This is a genomic window from Mesotoga sp. HF07.pep.5.2.highcov, from assembly GCF_003666285.1.
GTDB lineage: Bacteria > Thermotogota > Thermotogae > Petrotogales > Kosmotogaceae > Mesotoga > Mesotoga prima.
The window spans coordinates 1-2,016 of record NZ_JFHJ01000274.1; the positions used below are offsets into that span (position 1 = coordinate 1).

General features: G+C 47.3%; 2 protein-coding genes. Both read right to left on the reverse strand.

The window, feature by feature from the left end; translation table 11 throughout:
• Positions 1 to 219: 219 nt before the first annotated feature.
• Positions 220 to 1,383: an iron-containing alcohol dehydrogenase gene (locus tag BG32_RS05885; RefSeq protein WP_121526553.1), complete on the reverse strand. Its 1,164-nt coding sequence runs from the start codon at positions 1,381 to 1,383 to the stop codon at positions 220 to 222.
• A gap of 4 nt (positions 1,384 to 1,387) precedes the next feature.
• The gene (locus BG32_RS05890; RefSeq protein ID WP_257212078.1) at positions 1,388 to 1,918 is read right to left on the reverse strand and encodes a CoA pyrophosphatase; all 531 of its coding nucleotides are present in this window, start codon (positions 1,916 to 1,918) and stop codon (positions 1,388 to 1,390) included.
• Positions 1,919 to 2,016: the final 98 nt, after the last annotated feature.

Below are 2,016 nucleotides of genomic sequence, written 5' to 3' on the forward strand. Positions count from 1 at the left end.
GATCCTGAACAGGAGCACTTCAGGATGACCAAAAGTGCTGGTTCTGATCAGATTGCTTTAATATGCTTCTTGAGGATTGGGTCTCGTTCTTGTTCTTTGCACCTGACCAACCACCAACCACCTACAACAAACAACGCAACATTACACAAACTGTCTTCGGTTTCTAGCTGTGTTTTTCTTCTCTTTTCGGCAACGGACAAGACTCAACTTTATAAAAGCTCACTTCGCCAGTTCGTAGATCTTTTTTACATCGTCCTTGTAAAGCTTCACGAACTGACCTAGAGGACCGTCTTCAGTTGCCTTCTTGGCCATCTCGTCAAACCTGTCGTCGGGAATTCCTGCGTCTGTTAGGGTAACGGGAATGCCGAGGCTCGCGAAGAATTCCTTCAGCCTTTTAATCCCCTCAAGAGCGGCCTTTTCAGGATTGCGAAAGTCCGGTTCGACATCCCAAACTCTGTAAGCGAACTGAGCGAAACGCTCAATATCATGTTTATAAACATATGTCATCCACGGTGCCCACATAATTGCAAGGCCTCCGCCGTGAGCTATGTCATATATCGCGCTTAGTTCATGCTCCATGCCGTGAGTAGCCCAGTCTCCGATCCGCCCAGTGCTTAGCAAGTCGTTATGTGCTATTGTCCCTGCCCACATTATCTCGGCTCTAGCATCGTAATTTTCAGGCTCTTTGAGAGCTATTGGAGTGTTCCTGATCATCGTTCTAAGTGTAGCTTCGCAGAGTCTGTCCGTGAAATCTACGTTCTTGACATTTGTGAAGTACCTTTCCATTACATGGGACATTATGTCCACGGCCCCGACTGCCGTCTGGTAATTCGGCAGCGTAAATGTCAGCTCGGGATTCATTATGGCGAATTTTGCCCTCATGTTTACGCTGTTGGTGGATCTCTTGTACCAGCCGTCTTCGTTTGTGATGACCGAGCCGCCACTGGATTCGCTTCCGGCCGCCGGTATAGTCAGAACTACACCCAGCGGGAGCATCTCTTCCACTTTCTTTCCTTTTGAGTAGAAGTCCCAGACATCACCTTCGTAGGGGACGCCTATTCCTATCGCCTTTGCCGAGTCGATGACACTTCCCCCGCCCACAGCGAGGATTGCGTCTATCCCGTTCTTTCGGCAGAGTTCAATTCCTTCCTTTACAAGTGAGAGTCTAGGGTTCGGCTTGACTCCGCCTAGCTCAAAGATCTCCACTCCTGCTTTTTTTAGGCTCTCTACTACACGATCATATATGCCGGTCTTCTTTATGCTGCCTCCACCGTAGTGAAAGAGGACTTTCTTGCCCAGCTTCGAAATCTCTTCTCCGACCTTCTTCTCGGTGTCTCTTCCGAAGATTATCTTTGTTGCGTTGTGAAATGTGAAATCTAACATCTAATCACTCCTCTCTTATATGTATTACTTCATCATCATTAAGATAGTCCGATTTTCCGCTGCCACGATTCTCTATGATCTCCATAATTCTTTCAATAGATGCTTCGATAATTCTTGCCGTTGCCCCCCAGACCACGAAGCCGGGGAAACGGTATCTTATTGTCCTCTTCCCGTTCGGCATTATGATCGGTTCGGGAGCATTCATGATCAGAGCCTTAACGGAAAGAAAGACAATGTCCTCCACTTCATTCTTGTTGATCCTGAACTTCAGATCGTCAATAAATCCAAGGAACGAAGTAATTACTTTGCCCGAGGTGACGGTTGTGCTGACATTCAGCGGGTAGATCTCGTCAAGCGAAGAGGGAAGAGCACCGATCTCTTCCTTCATTTCCCTTACGGCGCATTCAAGAAGCGTCTCGTTCTCTTCTCTGTGTCCCCCCGGGAAACTGATCTGCCCCGGATGACTTATCCTGGTAGACCTCCTTGTAAGAAGCAAATGGTAATCTCCGCAGATCTTCACAATAGGTACAAACACGGCCGTTTTATGATCCTCTGAATACAAGACTCCACCTCACGCATATTCTACTATTATTATCCATTATAATGCTTTTAGGAGGCGATGAAGTGAAGGAG

Excerpts from the sequence above, each read along its gene's own strand:
- BG32_RS05885 (WP_121526553.1), bottom strand. The coding sequence starts at position 1,383 with ATGTTAGATTTCACATTTCACAACGCAACAAAGATAATCTTCGGAAGA.